20 protein-coding genes are annotated in these 17072 nt (G+C 40.7%); 18 read left to right on the top strand and 2 right to left on the bottom strand.

Translation table 11 applies throughout. The features are described from left to right. The first annotated feature begins 47 nt into the window (after positions 1–47). From ACQKL6_RS03580 to ACQKL6_RS03540, 9 genes are all read left to right on the top strand, one after another. Positions 48–842, top strand: a complete 795-nt coding sequence (locus ACQKL6_RS03580) for a thymidylate synthase (RefSeq protein WP_402869003.1) — start codon at positions 48–50, stop codon at positions 840–842. After that, entirely contained in the window at positions 839–1324 is a 486-nt protein-coding gene (locus ACQKL6_RS03575; protein WP_402988173.1) for a dihydrofolate reductase, read from the top strand. Before ACQKL6_RS03580 ends, ACQKL6_RS03575 begins: the two co-directional genes overlap by 4 nt. A 146-nt stretch (positions 1325–1470) precedes the next feature. Then, entirely contained in the window at positions 1471–2739 is a 1269-nt protein-coding gene (gene ilvA / locus ACQKL6_RS03570; protein WP_403121814.1) for a threonine ammonia-lyase IlvA, read from the top strand. Between the two features lie 194 nt (positions 2740–2933). Beyond that, a complete protein-coding gene (gene tatA / locus ACQKL6_RS03565; protein WP_402868997.1) occupies positions 2934–3128 on the top strand; it encodes a twin-arginine translocase TatA/TatE family subunit in 195 nt (64 codons plus the stop codon). A gap of 85 nt (positions 3129–3213) precedes the next feature. Beyond that, on the top strand, positions 3214–3966 hold the full coding sequence (gene tatC / locus ACQKL6_RS03560; RefSeq protein ID WP_403079419.1) for a twin-arginine translocase subunit TatC: 753 nt from the start codon (positions 3214–3216) through the stop codon (positions 3964–3966). A gap of 249 nt (positions 3967–4215) precedes the next feature. Beyond that, positions 4216–5058 carry a DegV family protein gene (locus tag ACQKL6_RS03555; RefSeq protein WP_402868993.1) on the top strand — a complete coding sequence of 281 codons (843 nt, stop codon included), beginning with the start codon at positions 4216–4218 and terminating at the stop codon, positions 5056–5058. A gap of 156 nt (positions 5059–5214) precedes the next feature. Further along, positions 5215–5805 carry an SCO family protein gene (locus ACQKL6_RS03550; protein ID WP_402869866.1) on the top strand — a complete coding sequence of 197 codons (591 nt, stop codon included), beginning with the start codon at positions 5215–5217 and terminating at the stop codon, positions 5803–5805. 253 nt (positions 5806–6058) lie between these two features. Then, positions 6059–6898, top strand: coding sequence for an SGNH/GDSL hydrolase family protein (locus ACQKL6_RS03545; RefSeq protein WP_402868991.1), 840 nt, complete (start codon positions 6059–6061; stop codon positions 6896–6898). Further along, positions 6895–7479, top strand: a complete 585-nt coding sequence (locus ACQKL6_RS03540; protein ID WP_427650587.1) for a YpmS family protein — start codon at positions 6895–6897, stop codon at positions 7477–7479. Before ACQKL6_RS03545 ends, ACQKL6_RS03540 begins: the two co-directional genes overlap by 4 nt. Positions 7480–7539: 60 nt before the next feature. Here ACQKL6_RS03540 and ACQKL6_RS03535 read toward each other — a convergent pair whose 3' ends face one another. Beyond that, positions 7540–8283 (bottom strand): DUF4397 domain-containing protein, encoded by a 744-nt coding sequence (locus ACQKL6_RS03535; RefSeq protein WP_427650585.1) that lies wholly within the window; start codon positions 8281–8283, stop codon positions 7540–7542. A 262-nt stretch (positions 8284–8545) separates the two neighbouring features. On the opposite strand from ACQKL6_RS03535, the gene msrA reads away from it, so the two are divergent. Together msrA and msrB are read left to right on the top strand one after the other, a co-directional pair. Further along, positions 8546–9031, top strand: coding sequence for a peptide-methionine (S)-S-oxide reductase MsrA (msrA, locus tag ACQKL6_RS03530; RefSeq protein WP_402869865.1), 486 nt, complete (start codon positions 8546–8548; stop codon positions 9029–9031). Further along, positions 9028–9456 carry a peptide-methionine (R)-S-oxide reductase MsrB gene (gene msrB / locus ACQKL6_RS03525; protein WP_427650583.1) on the top strand — a complete coding sequence of 143 codons (429 nt, stop codon included), beginning with the start codon at positions 9028–9030 and terminating at the stop codon, positions 9454–9456. The genes msrA and msrB overlap by 4 nt, the downstream gene beginning before the upstream one ends. A gap of 45 nt (positions 9457–9501) precedes the next feature. Here msrB and ACQKL6_RS03520 read toward each other — a convergent pair whose 3' ends face one another. Beyond that, the gene (locus tag ACQKL6_RS03520) at positions 9502–10599 is read right to left on the bottom strand and encodes a GDSL-type esterase/lipase family protein (RefSeq protein WP_427650581.1); all 1098 of its coding nucleotides are present in this window, start codon (positions 10597–10599) and stop codon (positions 9502–9504) included. A gap of 290 nt (positions 10600–10889) precedes the next feature. On the opposite strand from ACQKL6_RS03520, the gene ACQKL6_RS03515 reads away from it, so the two are divergent. The 7 genes from ACQKL6_RS03515 to ACQKL6_RS03485 all read left to right on the top strand — a co-directional run bounded on the left by ACQKL6_RS03515 (position 10890) and on the right by ACQKL6_RS03485 (position 17052). Further along, complete coding sequence (locus ACQKL6_RS03515) at positions 10890–11051, top strand: YjcZ family sporulation protein (RefSeq protein WP_402868981.1); 162 nt, start codon at positions 10890–10892, stop codon at positions 11049–11051. Positions 11052–11292: 241 nt separating this feature from the next. Then, entirely contained in the window at positions 11293–12267 is a 975-nt protein-coding gene (locus tag ACQKL6_RS03510) for a S66 family peptidase (RefSeq protein ID WP_402868979.1), read from the top strand. A 229-nt stretch (positions 12268–12496) separates the two neighbouring features. Beyond that, positions 12497–12826: a hypothetical protein gene (locus ACQKL6_RS03505; protein WP_402868977.1), complete on the top strand. Its 330-nt coding sequence runs from the start codon at positions 12497–12499 to the stop codon at positions 12824–12826. Positions 12827–13028: 202 nt separating this feature from the next. Further along, entirely contained in the window at positions 13029–14381 is a 1353-nt protein-coding gene (locus ACQKL6_RS03500) for an aspartate aminotransferase family protein (protein ID WP_402868976.1), read from the top strand. Between the two features lie 18 nt (positions 14382–14399). After that, positions 14400–15113 (top strand): CoA transferase subunit A, encoded by a 714-nt coding sequence (locus ACQKL6_RS03495; protein WP_402868974.1) that lies wholly within the window; start codon positions 14400–14402, stop codon positions 15111–15113. Beyond that, positions 15080–15745, top strand: a complete 666-nt coding sequence (locus ACQKL6_RS03490; RefSeq protein ID WP_427591780.1) for a 3-oxoacid CoA-transferase subunit B — start codon at positions 15080–15082, stop codon at positions 15743–15745. Before ACQKL6_RS03495 ends, ACQKL6_RS03490 begins: the two co-directional genes overlap by 34 nt. A gap of 17 nt (positions 15746–15762) precedes the next feature. Further along, entirely contained in the window at positions 15763–17052 is a 1290-nt protein-coding gene (locus ACQKL6_RS03485; protein WP_402956812.1) for a peptidase, read from the top strand. Positions 17053–17072: the final 20 nt, after the last annotated feature.

The following is a 17072-nucleotide window of genomic DNA, read 5'->3' as shown; positions in this document are numbered from 1 at the left end:
GTAAAAAGTTAAAATAAGAAGAATGAATGTTGAAAAGGTGGTTTACCATGAAGCAATATTTGGATTTATGTAAGCATGTACTTGAAAATGGAACTCAAAAAGGCGATCGTACCGGAACAGGAACAATCAGTACCTTCGGATATCAAATGAGGTTCAATCTGCGTGAGGGATTCCCTGTTTTGACTACGAAAAAAGTCAGTTTAAAAGCAATCATCCATGAACTCTTATGGTTTCTAAAAGGCGATACAAACGTACAATACCTTCAGGAAAATAATGTGCGCATTTGGAATGAGTGGGCTGATGAAGCAGGAAATCTAGGTCCCGTCTATGGGCATCAATGGCGCTCATGGGGTGCAGCGGATGGAAGGCAAATCGACCAGATCAGTGAAGTGATCGAGCAAATCAAAACAAACCCAAATTCAAGGAGATTGATCGTAAGTGCCTGGAATGTCGGAGAGCTTGAAGAGATGGCCTTACCTCCCTGTCATGCATTCTTTCAATTTTATGTGGCGGACGGTAAGCTTTCCTGCCAACTTTACCAGCGTTCTGCGGACGTATTTTTAGGTGTGCCGTTCAATATCGCTTCTTATGCACTCTTAACGATGATGATAGCCCAAGTATGTGACCTGGAGCCTGGTGAATTCGTTCACTCTTTTGGGGATGTCCATATCTATTCGAACCATATGGATCAAGTGAAATTACAGTTGACACGAGACCCTAAACCACTGCCTACGATGAAAATCAATCCTGCAGTGAAAGATATCTTTGAGTTTCGGTTTGAAGATTTCGAACTTGAAAATTACGAAGCTCATCCCCACATTAAAGGGAAGGTGAGTATATGATTTCCTTAATTGTAGCCATGGATGAAAAACGTGTGATTGGAAAAGATAACAAGCTGCCTTGGCATTTGCCAGCGGACCTTCAGTACTTTAAAAAGGTAACGATGGGTCACCCAATCGTCATGGGGCGCAAAACATTTGAATCCATAGGGCGGATTCTGCCTGGAAGGGAAAACGTCATCGTGACCAGGAATCATGAATTTAAAGCGGAAGGCTGCACCATTTTGCATGATGTTGATCAGATTAAGACGTATGCCGACAATAGTAAACAAGAGGTGTTCGTTATAGGGGGAGCGGAAATCTTCAAAGAAATCCTGCCAGTAACCGATCGGTTATATATAACTGAAATACATGAAGTCTTTGAAGGGGACACGTTTTTTCCAATCATTAATGAGACGGAGTGGGAAACCGTGGAGACGACCCCTGGTGTAACAGATGATAAAAATCTATATGCCCATGATTTTATTGTTTTACGAAAAAAATGATATTAGTAACCGATTTATGGTGAATAAGCCATAGTCGGTTTTTTTGTACAAGATCAAAGAGATAGAATTTTTAGAAAAATCAGTTACATACTTATGATAAAGTGCTATAATTATAGAATTGATTAGGAAGGAAATGAGGGATAACTATGAACCAGACAGCATCAGTGAATAGGGGGATTCAGTTGGAGGATATTCTAATTGCCTATAGAGAATTGAAGGATATTGTCTTACATACACCTTTACAAAAGAATCAGCGTTTATCCAGTAAGTATGAATGCAATGTCTATTTGAAACGTGAGGACCTTCAACATGTTCGTTCCTTTAAGTTAAGGGGAGCTTACTATAAAATGAAAAGTTTGACTCAGGAAGAAACAAAGAATGGTGTCGTGTGTGCGAGTGCCGGGAACCATGCACAGGGAGTGGCTTTTTCCTGCAGTGAGTTAGGAATCGATGGGAAAATTTACATGCCTGCTACGACGCCAAGGCAGAAGGTCGATCAAGTCCGGTTATTCGGTAGGGATAATATTGAAATTGTCTTAATTGGTGATACATTTGATGACGCATTCGCAAGTGCAATGGAATGTTGCGAGAAGGAAGGGCGTTCTTTCATCCATCCTTTCGATGATGAAAAGGTGATTGCCGGTCAAGGCACTACGGCGGTTGAAATCCTGAATGATTGTGAAGATAAGATTGATTATGTGTTCGCAGCAATCGGTGGCGGCGGATTAATGGCTGGGGTTTCAAGTTACTTCAAATCAGTGTCCCCTGATACGAAGTGTATTGGAGTAGAACCGCTCGGAGCCGCGTCCATGAAAACTTCCTTCCAAGAAGGAAAAGTCGTTGAACTTGAGAATATCGATACGTTTGTGGATGGTGCAGCCGTGAAGTGTGTAGGGCAAATGACATACCAAACATGTAAAGAGAATCTTGAGGATATCGTTGCAGTGCCTGAAGGCCATATCTGTACGACGATTCTCGATTTATATAATCAGCATGCCATTATTGCTGAACCAGCGGGTGCTATTTCCGTTTCAGCCCTTGATTTTTACAAAGACCAAATAAAGGGGAAAACGGTCGTGTGCCTTGTAAGTGGGGGTAATAATGATATAGGCCGTATGCAGGAAATCAAGGAAAAGTCCTTATTATATGAAGGCCTGCTATATTACTTTATCGTGAATTTCCCACAACGTGCTGGAGCATTAAGGGAATTTCTTGATGAAGTGTTGGGACCCAATGATGATATTAGTCGATTTGAATATACGAAGAAAAATAATAAAGAGAGTGGCCCGGCCCTTGTTGGTATTGAGTTAAAAAACAAATTTGATTATACAGGACTTATTCAGAGAATGAATAAGAAGGGTTTCTCAAGCGTGGAAGTCAATAAAGACAGCAATTTATTCCACTTATTAATTTAAACTAGACAAAATTTTAAATTAGGTTAGAATAATATATATATTTTTACATATTATTCAACTTATCCAGCAGTCGTGTTTTGTCGATAATTGTTACCGTTGTATGACGATTTGCCAGGTTCCTTTCATTTGGCTGAAAATGGTATTATAATTAAAAGCAGAATAGGTTGAATTATAACATCGAGGGGGATGTATTCATGTCGAATATTGGAATACCTGGTCTAATTATCATCTTGGTATTGGCCTTAATCATTTTTGGTCCGAAGAAGCTTCCCGAAATCGGACGTGCTTTTGGACAAACGCTTCGAGAATTCAAGAAATCCACGAGTGAACTGACAAAAGGCGACTATGAAGAGGATAAGAAAATACAACAACCAAAAAATCATGAATGATTAAATGCAGGGCGTAAGATGGACCTTCTTACGTCTTTTGTTCTGTAGCAAAGAAACGGATTTTCAAATGAAGGCGTGATTTATTTTGGAAGATAAAGAATTAAATATCATCGATCATCTCGATGAATTGAGAAAACGGCTAATCATTACGACTGTAGCTTTTTTCGTCTTTTTTATTGTCAGTTTTATTTATGTGGAAAAAATCTACTATTGGTTTGTTAAGGATCTTGAATTCGAATTAATGGTCTTAGGTCCAAGTGATATCATCTGGATTTACTTCATGCTTTCAGGAGTAGTTGCCATTGCTGCAACGATTCCGATTATAGCACTTCAAATTTGGTTGTTCGTTAAGCCAGCTTTAATGCCCAATGAAGTGAGGGCCACCCTTGCCTATATTCCAGCTCTTTTCATCTTGTTTATTGGAGGCCTTGCTTTTGGTTATTTTGTCATTTTTCCGACCATCCTTCAATTTTTAATTGAGCTGGGTGAAGGCATGTTCATAACCAATTTCACCGCAGATAAGTATTTTTCATTTGTCTTCAATATGACGATTCCTTTTGCCTTTTTATTCGAGCTACCAGTCGTTACGATGTTCCTGACCTCCATCGGTCTTATCAACCCTTACGTGCTTCAAAAATTAAGAAAGTATGCTTACTTTGTTCTCGTGGTCATTGCTGTTTCCATCACACCGCCAGATTTCATGTCGGATTTTTTGGTCACGGTTCCCTTACTGTTACTTTACGAAGTTAGCATTTCGCTTTCTAAAATTGTCTATCGACGAAGGGTAAAACGGGAGAGCTTGCTGGAAGAAACTCTTAATAATGAAGATGGCATATAAAAAAATGGCCCAAAGGATTTATTCCTTCGGGTCATTTTTTATGGCTGAAGTTATTGAATCGGCATCATTCAGCCATAAAGTTGATTAGATCCAAATAAGATATATGCCTTTTTACAAAGTTTTCTTCTGATTTTCAACGTATATGTGTCCAAGAGAATCATTATTCTGAAAAAAATATAAGCTTTAGTTTGAAAGCGTACTTTGAATAGGTATAATACAATAGATACGTTAATTTAGGGATGTGTAAAGATGAATAAAGTGAAGATTGTAACGGATTCAACAGTGGATATGACCCCAGAAGAATTTGAGTATTATGGCATTACAATGGTCCCCTTGTCGATCTATATTGATGGAGAGACCTTTTTGGATAAAGTGGAAATTGAACAGGATGAATTTTTAAGAAGAATGAATCAGTCAAAAGAACTCCCTAAAAGCTCTCAACCGGCAGTAGGGACTTTTTTAGAAGTATATAATGAACTTGGAAAGGATGGCAGTGAGATTATTTCAATCCATATGACTGGTGGAATGAGTGGTACAGTACGTTCGGCTGAAAGTGCAGCAGGGATGTCGGATGCTAAAGTTACCGTTTATGATTCGGAATTCATCTCAAAAGCCATGTCATTCCAAGTGATAGAGGCTGCCAAGATGGCGAATGAAGGCAAAACCACCGAAGAAATAATGCAACGGCTTGAGACCATTAGAAAACAGTCGAGTCTAATCATTGTCATTGAAACGCTGGACAATCTTGTGAAAGGCGGAAGGATTGGCAAAGTATCAGCATTCATCGGATCTCTTTTGCATATTAAACCGATTGCACTTCTGGACGGAGGCGTGCTGAATCCCGTTTCAAAAGCAAGGAGCCAATCACAGGTTGTAAAATTCATTTCAAAGAAATTCAAAGAAGATACACAAGGAAAACAAGTCAAAGGCATTGGTTTCGTTCATGCAAATGGCTATGAAATGGCCGATAAAGTTCGCAAAGCGATTACTGAAATTTCAGGGGTCCAGGATATTAAGTTAGAAGCTACAACGGCTGTGGTCAGCACACATACTGGCGAAGGTGCCATGGCCATCATGTATTACTGGGATTGATGTTCGCTTTTAGTACCTCCTAAAGAGCAGGAGATGATAGCTAAGTAATGTAGTCAAATGTTCATTTTATGATAAAAATAGTGGCTGTTTTCCTACTGGTGGTCTGGTAGAATGAAAGAAGTGACAGAATATTTATACATAAAAGGCGGGGTATGGATGAGGAAGCTGCATTTGTTGAAGGCAGCTATGGGCATTGGGGTATTGTTGATGCTGGCAGCATGTGGTTCAACTGGGGTGCCTGATGCGAAAAATTGGGATATCGAAGATTTTAGTTATGTGGACCAGGATGGGGAACCCTTTTCCAAAACTGATTTAAAAGGAAAAGTCTGGGTAGCCGATTTCATTTTCACAAATTGTGAGGATGTTTGTCTCCCCATGACTGCCAATATGGTGAAGTTGCAACAAAAACTGAAGGATGAGGGAATTTCAGATGTTGAGTTCGTGTCATTTTCCGTGGATCCTGAAGTGGACAAGCCTGATGTCTTGACAGCATTTGGCGACCAGTTCAACGTCGATTACAAAAATTGGCACTTTTTGACTGGTTATGGTCAAGATGAAATCGAGGCATTTGCCAAGGATAACTTTAAAACGATTGTATTGAAGCCTGACAATGAAGATCAGGTGATTCACCAGACAAGGTTTTATCTAATGGATCAAGAGGGAAAAGTCATCCGGGATTACACGGGACTTCAGGATATTCCTTTTGATGAGATGATTAAGCATATAAAAATACTACAGAACTATTGAACAGGAGAATGACCTGTTCAATAGTTTTTTAGTTTCTATAGTAATCACGGAATGACGTATGGAACAAATAGCTGTTACTAAGAATGAATTTACTCATCAGGTACATGCTAAAATTCATGGGATAAGCTTTAATTCCCAGCTTTTTTTCATACTATACAGTGATAAATACAAATAAAACCGACAAGTAAAGGTCAAATTGATTCAATTTTATATTTTCCCCATGATATAATATTTAGGTAGGGAAGGTGAGGTTATGAGACACAAAATCACCTGTCTTTTTATATGCCTAGTTTGGATTTCAGGTTGCTCTCAGAGGACTACTTCAGAACAGCCACTCGTTCAGCAGCATAATGTTGTTGAATTAAGCAAAAAGGAAACCATTCCAGCCAGCTTTTTTCCGGATCCTGTTCAAATCGTGTCAATAGGTGATTCCCTAACTCAAGGTGTCGGCGATAGTAAAGATAATGGGGGCTATCTCCCTTACTTGCAGAAAAATCTTGAGAAAGAGCCATCTATTACTTCAGTTGAGATGATCAATCACGGAGTTCGGGGAAACCGGACCGACCAATTATTAAAAAGGTTGGATAAATCCCGTGTTCAAGAAGATATTGAACAAGCCGATTCCATTGTCGTCACGATTGGTGGAAATGATATCATGAGAGTATTTAAACAGAATTTCTCCAACTTGGAACTGAACCAATTCGATTCAGCTAAAATAGGGTATGAAAAAAGATTAAGACAGATATTGGATAAGGTGCGCTCTGAAAATCAACAGGCACAGATTTATTTAGTGGGCGTGTATAACCCATTTTCAAAGTGGTTTGCTGATTTTTATGAACTAGATGAAATCATGAATGATTGGAATGATAGCGGAAAAAAGATTATCACCGAATATGATTCTGCATATTTTATCGAAATAGATGATATTTTCCAAAATTCCAAAGAAGACTTGCTATATACGGAAGATTACTTCCATCCCAATGATCGGGGATATGAATTGATTGCAGAAAGAATCTATAATAACATGGAAGTTTTAACAATCGGAAAGGATACAATGGAAGCTAGCGCCAAAGGAGATGATGACCAAGAATGACAAAAGTCAAATGGAAGACTTTGTTTATTACTTTATTAGCCGTTAACATCCTGGTCATCCTTTCAATCCTGGTTTTAATTAATTTACCGGCAAAAGATTCAGATATGAAGCCAGTTGTAACTAAGGAAGAAGATATCCAGTTTCAGATTCATACAAACCGGGAAGATTTGACCCGATTAATCAACCAGTATCTTGATAAAGAAGGCTTGACTGGATTGATACATTATGAAGTGTATTTAAGGGATGAAGTGGAGTTATACGGGAAAATGCCTTTTTTCAACCGTGAAGTGGAAATGAAATTAACATTCGAACCCATTGCGCAAAAGAACGGGGATTTGGTTTTGAAACAAAAATCGATTGCGATTGGCCAGATGAACCTTCCTGTTTCATATGTGATGAACTTAATTAATGAACGGTATAAAATGCCGGATTGGGTCACCATAAATCCCGATGAGGAAAACATATATGTGTCTTTACAGGACATGAAATTAAAAAGTGACGTCAGGGTCAAGGCTAATGAATTTGATTTAAAGAATGATGATATTTCATTTTTATTAACTGTCCCCTCTTCTTTACAATAAGTGAAAATGAAAGATGAAAAGCCAGGTCAAATGCATCCTGGCTTTTCATCTTTTTTTGTATTAAGGTGTTAAGATAAGTGTTTCTAAGCCAGGTTGACCCTGACTGGTGCCGATTATATAAATGGATAATGGGGTATTTGCCTGAATATCTGTATTGGGTAAGGAGAGGGCTACTTCTTTCGAATCGGCTTTCCTTACTTCAAAATCGACTTGCATGGGGTAGAGATTCAGGTATTCACTTGCTTTGCGATACGGAAGTCTTGAAAATACGACATCGCCATCCTTTACAGCGATATCCACCGGTGACGTATCAAAAGACAAGTGGACAAATCGAACCTTGGATTCATTTTGGGGGACATAAGGATTGTCTTCGAAAGTAAGTAGTTTTGGCATTTCATTGGATCCTGTAGCAACGACGGTATACAGTTTTTCACTTTCCAGATCGACTTTACGGCTAAGGAAGGTGGACGTGGTTTGTCCGGCAGGATATATATCAATTTGGTATTTACCCGGGGGTAAAGATAAATAGTTGCTATTGTCTTTGTAAGCGAAATTCTGAAGGATGCGCATTTCGTTTACATATACATCGACCGCAGGTGCTTTTGGAGCTGCATGTAAAATACGGACCTGTGCCGGTTTTACCGTATTGATTTGTTCACTTCTCATTGGTTGCATGGCTTTTTCCATGCTCTTTAAGTGTTTATGATAATAATAATCATGTAAATGTGGGTTAGTATATTTATAGTAGCAGGATAATGCATCATAATTCATGGCCTTTTGTAAATGTTTGTCTTTATGGTTCATGTCTATCACCTCTCATTTGAATCATTATGAAGACATCATATGGTAGCATGCTTGGGCATGTGTCTTTCGTATACTCAAATTTGATTGGTTTTTTTAATCAGTCCAGTTTTCATCAACAAAAGAAGTTTAGACAGCAGATGATTTTACATGACCTTATAAAAGGTTTAAAATGCATTCAATAGAACTTTTCCAAAAAAGGAGGATATTACAGTTGACCAACCATTTAGACAAAGCAACATTTGCTGGAGGATGTTTTTGGTGTATGGTAAAACCCTTCGATGAACAGCCTGGTATTGAATCTGTCATTTCCGGTTATACAGGGGGGACAACGGAGAATCCTACATACAAAGAGGTTTGCTCGGAAACGACGGGACATTATGAAGCTGTCCAGATTACCTTTGACCCTTCCATCTACCCTTATAAAGATTTAGTTGAATTATTTTGGCAACAGATTGATCCAACAGACGCTGGAGGCCAGTTCTTTGATCGTGGCAGTTCCTATCAAACGGCCATTTTCTATCACGACGAAAAGCAACGGGAAATAGCGGAAGCTTCCAGGGCAAACCTACAGGAGAGCGGCATTTTTTCTAAGCCCATTGCCACACCCATTTTACCGGCCAAAACCTTTTATCCGGCAGAGACGTATCACCAGCATTATTATAAAAAGCAACCAGAGCACTACGAGAGATATTCAGTTGGCTCCGGGCGCAAGGCTTTTCAAAAACATCATTGGGGGGAAAAGAAATGAGCAGTAAAGATGATTTGAAGAAAAAATTAACACCCATTCAATATGAAGTCACACAAAATAGCGGGACAGAGCCTGCTTTTCATAATGAATATTGGAATTTGAATGAAGATGGACTGTATGTGGACATTGTTTCCGGTACACCGCTATTCACTTCCAAAGATAAATTTGACTCCGCCTGTGGCTGGCCAAGCTTTACCAAGCCACTGGATGATGGTGAAGTTGTGGAAAATTTGGATACAAGTTATGGCATGAGAAGGATCGAAGTGCGTTCAAAAACGGCCGATTCCCATCTTGGACATGTGTTTGATGATGGACCAGGACCAACCAGGTTACGATATTGCATCAATTCTGCTTCGTTAAGATTCATCCCACTCGAAGATCTTGAAAAAGAAGGATACGGTGAATATAAGAAACTGTTTCTTTAATAAACAAGTAAGCCCCTATCATCCTGTGATAGGGGCTTACTTGTTTTAGTGGTTTGAATCATTGGTGATGATGGAAGAAAGCCGCACATGTGTGGTAGGGAGGTCCTTGGAGGTTTCTCTCCCTGAAACTACAAAACGCACGGTGTGAGGACCGGGAGAAAGGCCATTGGCGATGAATAAATACCTTTCGCGGGCAAAGGGCCACCACGTATGAAGGGATGTATTCAGTTTGCCGTCAATGAATACATCAACTTCTCCGCCATCTGGGCTTCTGAGTAATTTAACTCCAAGTATATTTCCTTCGAATCGGTATTCAATATAACTCCCTGTGTCATCACTTGTGTAATAACCGCCTCTTGGTCTAAACCCCACCATTGAATCATAGTTGTCATTATCTCTTAAATTCATTTCGGAGCCTTGATGAAATTTAGGAGGAAGACTAGCGACAGGTTTTTCTTTTTGTGCATTTTCAATAAACTTTTCGTGAATCGTATTTGCATATAATTGATAGCCAAGGCCATTTGGATGAATCAAATCTTTCGTCAATTCCTTGTCAGTGAACCCTGAAGAATTGAAAACTGGACGCATGTCAATATTGGTGGCCCCATAATAGTCAGATAACAGACCGATAGCATTCGCAAATTCCTCGTTTTCCAAACAACTTTCCGTAATCGTGAACAATTCAGCATGAGGATATAGGTGCTTTGCTTTTCTAATCAGAGCCTCGTACGTCATTTTGAAATCGTCCACATTCATGTATTTACGATCATTTTCACCGAATACAATGAAAATCAAATCCTTATGGCCCATTCTTTTTTTTTGAGAGAGCTTATAAAGACCTTCAAAAGCAGTGGAGCCGCTTTGAACAACGTAATCCCCTTTAAAGGGAACTGAATGGTGCTTGCTCATTTTATTTTCCAGTTGTTTAAACCAAGTTTGACTCGGATTTTCAGCCCCGGACCCCCTGCCTATGCTATCGCCAATAATCAGATAGTCAATCGGCTGACCATCCTGGTATTTTTGGTATACATTTAAGTTCTCATCGGAACCGTATGTTTTTGGAACTTTTTGAAGGATGTAAATGAGAAGGAGTGTGAGGACAATTCCTGCGAATGGGATGAGGGATTTCGAGACTTTTTTCAATTCATTTCCTCCGATTAACATTATTGTAGGTTGGTGTGGTAAGTATAGGACGAAAAGCATATTTTAACCTTATTATATCGCAAATTTAAGGTAATACAATAAGGTTTGGTTTCATTTCCCGTTTTTAAAATCAATTGATTACACGTTTTATTGAGGGGGATTTATATAGAAGAATGGAGGAGTTTTTGCTTAAATAAAAAAAAATGGGCAAATACACAGACCAAGGCGGGCATATCGACATATGGTAAGGGTGTAAAGAGAAAACAGAAATCAAGAAGGAGTGAAACTTTATGTACGGATATGGTGGAGGATATGGTGGCGGCTGCGGCGGCGGTTATGGTTACGGCGGAGGATACGGTGGCGGATGCGGTGGCGGTTTTGGTTCAGGCTTCGCATTAATCGTTGTCTTATTCATTCTGTTGGTTATCATCGGCGCATCATTCTGCTGCTAAATATAAAACACTAAAAGACCAGCTATCAGCTGGTCTTTTCTTATGGAGGCCATTCCTTATGACAGAATTACCCAAGATTAAGCCTTGGCTAGGGACTGGCTCAAGGGTGGAGTTTTAAAAGGGATTCGATTAAGAACATATGTTTCTTTTGTGTTATAATCAATAATGAGCCATGATTTTCTTTTGTTCTGTATATCTGCTAAAATAATTTAAGATGTAATATATTTAGGGGGAAAGAGATATGAAACCTTCTCGTTTAAAACGCGGGGATGAAATCCGGGTTATTGCACCATCGAGAAGTCTTGCGATTGTAAAAGGTGAGCAACGCAGACTGGCAGAGGAAAGATTGGTGGACCTCGGTTTTAAAGTTACATACGGTAAAACAGCTTTGGTACATGATGACTTTTTCTCGAATTCGATTGAGGACAGGGTTGAAGATTTGCATGATGCGTTTAGAAATCCGTCTGTAAAGGCAATCCTTGCTGGCGTAGGTGGATATAATGCCAATCAATTGCTACAATATATCGACTACGATTTAATAAAAAAGAATCCTAAAGTTTTGATGGGCTATAGTGATATTACGGCCATCGGTTTGGCCATTTATCAAAAAACTGGTTTGACTACATATTCTGGTCCTGATTTCTCTACTTTTGGGATGAAGACTGGGCTGGACTATACAATGGACTACTTTAAGAAAGCGGTTCTTATGGATGATGGCTTTGATTTAGAACAAAGTGAAACCTGGAGCGATGATTCATGGCATCTGGAGCAGGAGGACCGTTCCTTCCATCCGAATTCGGGATATATGGTCATACAGGAGGGCGAAGCAGCTGGTACCATCTTAGGTGGCAACCTTTGTACGATAAATCTTTTGCAGGGGACGGAGTATATGCCATCGTTACGGGACCGCATTCTTTTTATTGAGGATGATGAAGAAAGCCATCCTTTTAGTTTCGATCGGGATTTACAATCCTTGCTACAGTTGCCTGATGCAGATGGTATCAAGGGAGTTATCATAGGTCGATTTCAAAAGGATTCAGGGATGACACCTTACGCCCTTCAGCAAATCATTGCAACTAAGAGGGAACTGAATGGTATCCCTGTCATAGCGAATGCAAACTTTGGTCATGTCCATCCTTTTGCTACTATACCGATGGGCGAAAGTGTTAAGATGACCGTGAGGAACGGTAACGCGAAAGTGACCATCCTCTCTTGAAAAATAGATGGACTTATCGTCAGACTACCTATATATAGGGCAACTTAAGAGGATGAACCGAGATTATCGGTCATTGGCTGTATCGGTCCCTGTTTTTGGGTAAAATAGGGTTTTATCCCTGTTCATTTTCCTATTTTACAAGCATTATTAGGGAATATGAGGCTAATAGTTCAAATTCTTTATTTTTCTGATATAATACTAAGAGATTTAAAATAGAAAAGGTGATTATGTGTTATTAACAATTCCCGCATCCATTCGTTTAGAAGGCGCTTTATCCGAGTATAATAAAAAAGGCCGGGTAAGCCATACCTGTTTCGTTTGTAACGAAGACACTTCTAATGGGGATGCAAGCAACTTGAATTACTATAAGTTAGGTACTAAAAAAGTCTGTCTTTCTTGCATGAAACATGTCTTGCGTCATCCATCATTAAAAGAATATGAATACGTACATACCTCAGTCATTGACAAAGCGGCTTTTTATAAAAGTGTGCTGGCCATTTTAAAGGATGAAAGCTTCATAGATTCCATTCGTCAAGACAAACTAAATAGCTCATTATAAGAAAAAAAGTGTATCTCTCGTGGATACACTTTTTTTTGTCGTATTTCCTTACTTTCCCCACGGTGAATAGATTCCCCATCCTTCTAAAACCTTCCTATAAAAATAGTTTGAAAGAGTTGCAACAATTCCTTAGCAAGATTTCCCTAGTGGGGACATACACTTTAGCATAAGCCATAATTGGTGGTAGAAGGAGAGTGTGGGCATGGAGCAGTCTTCATTGATCAAGCCGTTCCTTGGCGTCGCCTATCCGACAATTAGTCATGGGAAGGGCGTCTATTTATACGATAAAGAAGGGAAGGACTATCTGGATGCATCTTCCGGTGCTGTAACCTCCAATATTGGTCATGGGGTGCAAGAAATTGCAGATGCCATGGTTCAACAGGCAAGCCAAGTGTCATTTGTGTATCGTTCCCAGTTCACGAGCGAGGCAGCAGAGAAGCTTGCCCGAAAAATAGCGGATTTAACCAATGGGAAGCTCCCCTATAGTTTTTTTGTTAATAGTGGTTCAGAAGCGACCGAAACTGCACTAAAGATTGCCATCCAGCATTGGCAGGAAAAAGGGAAACCCAGGAAACAAAAGATAATATCCAGATGGATGAGCTACCATGGCATTACGATCGGCGCTCTTTCAATGTCTGGTCATCCTATACGCAGAGAGCGATTTACCGCTCTACTTGAATCATACCCTTCTGTTGCTCCTCCTTATTGTTACCGTTGTCCATATCAATTAGATCACCGAACGTGTGGGATGGCCTGTGCTTTGGAGTTGGAATCATCCATCCGGCGCATTGGCGCAGATAACATCGCAGCATTTATATGTGAGCCAGTTATCGGTGCAGCAGGTGGGGCAATCGTTCCGCCTAATGGTTATTTTCAGAAACTAAAGAAAATTTGTGAGGAACATGACATTCTATTCATTGCTGATGAGGTTATGACTGGATTCGGTCGGACAGGTAAGATGCTAGCCTCTGAACATTGGGGAGTAGAACCGGATATCATTACTTTTGGGAAAGGGATAAGCGGGGGGTACACGCCTATCGCTGCCGCTGCCATGACGGAAAAAGTGTTGGAACCCATCATGAATGGTTCCCGTTCAATCATGGGCGGACATACACTTAGTGCCAATCCATTGTCGTGTGCCATAGCGCTTGCCGTTTTGGAATATATGGAGGATAACGATCTCGTAGAACACTCTGCTAAAAGAGGGAAGGAGTTATTCAACGGTTTAAAAAAGCTTGCAAAGAAATACTCGTTTATCGGGGACCTCCGCGGTAGGGGTTTATTAATCGGGATGGAATTTGTCCAGGATAAAGAAACGAAGGAACCTTTTCCAAAAACTTTAGATGTGACTGCTGAAATTATAAAGGCGGGGATGAACAATGGGATTATTTTATACCCTGCATCAGCGGGGCTTGATGGCATTAACGGGGCAGCCATCATCATTTCTCCGCCCTTAATCATTACAAAGGAAGAGAGTGCTGAATTGCTAAGGAGACTGGACTCAACCCTCCGTGAATTTAAAGATAAGATCCTCCCTGGATATCTGCCGTCTTAAATAAGGAAGTGAACAGAATTGAATGATAATGCATTCCATAAAGTTTGCCGTTTTGAGGATGTCCTGCATCTCTTTGAAGACGGTCAGTCCATTCTTTTTGGCGGGTTCGGTGGAATTGGCACTCCTCCGGGCCTCATCAATCTAATCTTGGAGACGGGTATACAACACTTAACTTTAATCGGAAATGATACTGGCTTCCCTGATATCGGAATAGGTAGGCTGGTTACTCAAAGGCGGGCAAAAAAAATCATTGTTTCTCATATCGGTTCCAATCCGAATGCCGGACTATCCATGAATAATGGAGAGTTGGAAGTGGAGTTCTCTCCGCAAGGTACACTGGTTGAACGAATCCGTGCAGGGGGGATGGGTCTTGGCGGAATATTAACCGATATTGGTCTGGATAATGATATCGTCAGGAAAGGGAAACAAACCGTCAAAATCGGGGAGAAAAATTACCTAGTGGAACCTGCATTGACTGCCGATATCGCTATCGTTTTTGCAGCAAAAGCAGATCCCTATGGCAATCTCATATTCGACAAAAGTGCTCGAAATACAAACCCACTCGTGGCAACGGCAGGTCAAATCACGATTGTGGAAGTCGAGGAAATCGTTCCTCTGGGCAGCATGGATCCAGAGAAAATCATTGTACCTGGTGCTTTTGTAGATTATATCATTCCTTCAAAAGGAGTCGATTGGAAATGGGTTTGGGAGCCGAGGCGAGAAATCGATTAGCCAAAAGAGCGGCAGCTGAAATTAGGGATGGCATGCTGGTCAATTTGGGTATCGGCATTCCATCTTTAGTGCCGAATCATCTACGAGCCGATCATCAAGTGATGTTTCAAGCAGAAAATGGGATTGTTGGTATGGGAAGCTCTCCAGCCATGGGCCATGAAGACGCACATCTTTGTAATGCAGGAGGCCTCCCCATAACCATCCGGGAAGGAGCATCCTATTGCGATAGTACACTCGCCTTTGGGATGATTCGCCGTGGCCGTGTTGATGTTACGATCTTAGGCGCTCTTCAAGTAAGTGAATATGGGGATCTGGCAAATTGGATTGTTCCCGGTAAGCGAGTACCTGGAATGGGTGGGGCAATGGAACTTGCGGCAAAGGCGAAAAAAGTCATTGTCCTAATGGAGCACACCGACAAAGACGGTATCTCCAAATTAATGAAGAACTGTACATTGCCATTAACGGCGAAACGATGTGTACATAAGGTTATCACGGAACTGGGCGTTTTTTCTGTTACTCCAAAAGGTCTCCTATTAACTGATTTATTCGCTTCCACTACAATAGAAGAAGTCAAGAAAAGAACGGAAGCCGATGTTAAAGTGTCTAGCAAGCTTTGTATAGTAAAAGAATGAGAGAGGAGTATGAGGGCATGTATGAAGAGCAAATCAGTGCATGGTTGAAAGAGCATCGAAATGATGGCATTAAATTACTTCAAAAATTAGTGCAGGAACCCAGCAAACGCGGGCAGGAAGGGAGTGCACAAGCCATCGTCGTCGAAAAGTGCCGGCAGATCGGTCTTGACATCGACCTATGGGAGATTGGGGATGGTGCACTAAGAAATCATCCTCATTTTTATTGTGACCGAAAAGATTTTAAAGGGAATCCAAACCTTGTCGCGGTTAGGAAGGGAAGTGGCGGCGGCAGGTCGCTTATATTGAACGGTCATATCGATGTCGTTCCTGAAGGTGATAGATCAGCATGGAAGGATGATCCATTCAGTGGAAAAATAGAGAATGGGAAAGTGTATGGGCGGGGGACGACGGATATGAAAGGCGGGAATGTTTCATTATTATTAGCGCTCGAATCCATCGTTGAAACAGGCATAAGGTTGAAGGGCGACGTGATATTTCAGAGTGTAATCGAAGAGGAAAGCGGTGGGGCGGGTTCGCTCGCAGCTGTATTGAGAGGATATAAAGCTGATGGAGCGATCATTCCAGAACCAACGAACATGAAATTTTTCCCCCTTCAACAAGGATCGATGTGGTTTCGACTGAAAATAAAAGGCAAATCAGCACACGGGGGAACCCGGTATGAAGGACAAAGCGCGATAGATAAAGCTTATCTTGTAATCGAGGAAATCAAGAACCTTGAAAAGGAACGTAACCAAAAGATGGATCATCCACTTTATCATAATATCCCCATCCCCATTCCCATTAATATCGGGAGCATCCAAAGTGGGAATTGGCCTTCTTCTGTGCCTGATACAGCGATTCTAGAAGGTAGATTTGGAGTTGCCCCTAAGGAAACCATGGAAGCGGCACAACTCTCCTTGAAAAACAAGATTGACGATTTGAATCGTAAGGATAATTGGTTCAAGGAAAAACCAATTGAATTGGAATGGTTCGGAGCTAGATGGATACCGGGAATCCTGGAATTGGATCATCCGTTGATTCAGGCATTGTCCACCCACTATGAAAAAGTCATGGGAGAACAGCCGACTGTGGAAGCTTCCCCTTGGGGAACGGATGGAGGGTATTTATCTTCGGTCGGTTCCATACCGGTAGTGGTTTTCGGACCAGGCGAAACAAAATTGGCCCATGATGCCAATGAATATATAGAAGTGGATAAAATGTTGGAATCGGCCGAAATCATTGCACGAACAATTTTGGAATGGTGTGGAGTGGAGGGACATATAAGGGGTACCGGGTCTGATTCCTAAAATAGGGTCAGGCCTTCTGT

Source organism: Peribacillus sp. NPDC097197 (assembly GCF_050278025.1).
Classification (GTDB): Bacteria; Bacillota; Bacilli; order Bacillales; family DSM-1321; genus Peribacillus.
This window is presented reverse-complemented; position numbering and strand designations above follow the sequence as displayed.

Coding starts and splice junctions, on each gene's coding strand:
- ACQKL6_RS03510 (WP_402868979.1), top strand. CDS start 11,293: ATGAAACCTTCTCGTTTAAAACGCGGGGATGAAATCCGGGTTATTGCA.
- msrA (WP_402869865.1), top strand. CDS start 8,546: ATGGTAAAACCCTTCGATGAACAGCCTGGTATTGAATCTGTCATTTCC.
- ACQKL6_RS03580 (WP_402869003.1), top strand. CDS start 48: ATGAAGCAATATTTGGATTTATGTAAGCATGTACTTGAAAATGGAACT.
- ACQKL6_RS03535 (WP_427650585.1), bottom strand. CDS start 8,283: ATGAACCATAAAGACAAACATTTACAAAAGGCCATGAATTATGATGCA.
- ACQKL6_RS03555 (WP_402868993.1), top strand. CDS start 4,216: ATGAATAAAGTGAAGATTGTAACGGATTCAACAGTGGATATGACCCCA.
- ACQKL6_RS03540 (WP_427650587.1), top strand. CDS start 6,895: ATGACAAAAGTCAAATGGAAGACTTTGTTTATTACTTTATTAGCCGTT.
- ACQKL6_RS03550 (WP_402869866.1), top strand. CDS start 5,215: ATGAGGAAGCTGCATTTGTTGAAGGCAGCTATGGGCATTGGGGTATTG.
- msrB (WP_427650583.1), top strand. CDS start 9,028: ATGAGCAGTAAAGATGATTTGAAGAAAAAATTAACACCCATTCAATAT.
- ACQKL6_RS03500 (WP_402868976.1), top strand. CDS start 13,029: ATGGAGCAGTCTTCATTGATCAAGCCGTTCCTTGGCGTCGCCTATCCG.
- tatA (WP_402868997.1), top strand. CDS start 2,934: ATGTCGAATATTGGAATACCTGGTCTAATTATCATCTTGGTATTGGCC.
- ilvA (WP_403121814.1), top strand. CDS start 1,471: ATGAACCAGACAGCATCAGTGAATAGGGGGATTCAGTTGGAGGATATT.
- ACQKL6_RS03515 (WP_402868981.1), top strand. CDS start 10,890: ATGTACGGATATGGTGGAGGATATGGTGGCGGCTGCGGCGGCGGTTAT.
- ACQKL6_RS03490 (WP_427591780.1), top strand. CDS start 15,080: ATGGGTTTGGGAGCCGAGGCGAGAAATCGATTAGCCAAAAGAGCGGCA.
- ACQKL6_RS03575 (WP_402988173.1), top strand. CDS start 839: ATGATTTCCTTAATTGTAGCCATGGATGAAAAACGTGTGATTGGAAAA.
- ACQKL6_RS03545 (WP_402868991.1), top strand. CDS start 6,059: ATGAGACACAAAATCACCTGTCTTTTTATATGCCTAGTTTGGATTTCA.
- ACQKL6_RS03485 (WP_402956812.1), top strand. CDS start 15,763: ATGTATGAAGAGCAAATCAGTGCATGGTTGAAAGAGCATCGAAATGAT.